Annotated in this window: 1 protein-coding gene; it reads right to left on the bottom strand. The window is 71.6% G+C overall.

Annotation, left to right across the window (positions count from 1 at the left end):
- Positions 1 to 295 precede the first annotated feature (295 nt).
- Positions 296 to 898, bottom strand: coding sequence for an urease accessory protein UreE (locus VQ02_RS33765; RefSeq protein WP_048448652.1), 603 nt, complete (start codon positions 896 to 898; stop codon positions 296 to 298).
- Positions 899 to 1,318 lie beyond the last annotated feature (420 nt).

The following is a 1,318-nucleotide window of genomic DNA, read 5'->3' as shown; positions in this document are numbered from 1 at the left end:
CGCCGGGGGAGAGGCTGGCGAGGCCGCGGGACCAAGTGAGGACGGGGGTGGAAGCCCTTCGAAGTCGGGGAGATGCATAGGATCGACTACAGCATTTTGTACAGCATGAAGGTACAGCGGAGCCGTTCTCCCTAGGAGAAAACGGCTCCGTCCGTCCCATCCATCATCGGGGCGACGGAGAAGCGCCAGGGCGACGGGGAGGCAGTGTCGGTCATGGTCGTGAGGTGGTGATCCGGCCGGCATTGTCCACGCCGGACGTGGTCAAGCCGGACGTGGTCAGGGACAAGTCGGTGCGTCAGTGACCGTGCTTGCAGTTCGGGCCATGGACGTGCCCGTGGTCATGCGCGTGGTGGTCGTGGGCATGGCCGTGGTCGTGACCGTGATGGGCGTGGTCATGGTGCCCGTGCCCATGATCGTGGTGATGATCATGCCCGTGGTGGTGGTCGTGCCCGCAGGTGCTGTGGTCGTGGGCCGCGGCCTCCTTCTCCGGGCGGAACGGCCGCTGGAGCGCCGTCGCGGTGCAGCCCTGGCCGCGGATCAACTCGGCCACCACCGGATCGTCGAGGACGTAGAGCGCCTCCGCGTTCATCTCGGTCTGGACGTGGTTGCTGCCGAGCTGCCAGGCGAGGCGGGTCAGGCGGACCGGGTTCTCGGCCTTGACCTCAAGGAGCGCCTGCGGGGCCGCGAGGATGCGCACCAGGCGTCCGTCCTCCAGGCGCACCGCGTCGCCGTCCTCCAGGGTCGTGGCCCGGTCGAGGTCGAGCCGGAAGGCGAGGCCGCCCTCCGCGGTCAGCTCGGCGCTGCGGCGGGAGCGGGCGGCGTGGTCGAGGGCGACCTGGTCGGCGACGGCGTCGGGCCGCACGGCGGCCTTGCGGACGATGGTGGTGGCGCGCTGCATCGGTTGAGGGTCCTCGCGGGTCTTCGTGGCGTACCGGTCAGGCCTTGAGCCTGTAGAGCATTTGCCGGGCGCAGGGCAGGCCCCGGCCTGTGGCCCGGATGCCGCGCCGGCGAGAATCGCTTCCGGCCCGGTTCCGGCCGCGGGAACCATCGGACGGCCAAGCTCATTTGGCGTTAAGCTGCGGTACGGCTAAGCTGACGGGCAGCGGCGCGGGTGAGAGCCCGAGGCCGGACCGCGAGACGCACGAGGGGAGACCATCATGAAGAAGCTCATCGCCGCCACGCTCGCCGGCGCCATGGCGCTGTCGCTCGGCGCCTGCAACACCCCCGGCGACCGCGCCGCCGGCGGCGCCGCCCTCGGCGGCCTGACGGGCGCGGCGATCGGCGCGGCCGCCACGGGCCGGGCCGGCGGCGCCCTGGC

This window comes from Methylobacterium variabile (assembly GCF_001043975.1).
GTDB lineage: Bacteria > Pseudomonadota > Alphaproteobacteria > Rhizobiales > Beijerinckiaceae > Methylobacterium > Methylobacterium variabile.
Note: the sequence above shows the minus strand (reverse complement) of the source record. Positions and strands in the feature narration are given on the sequence as shown.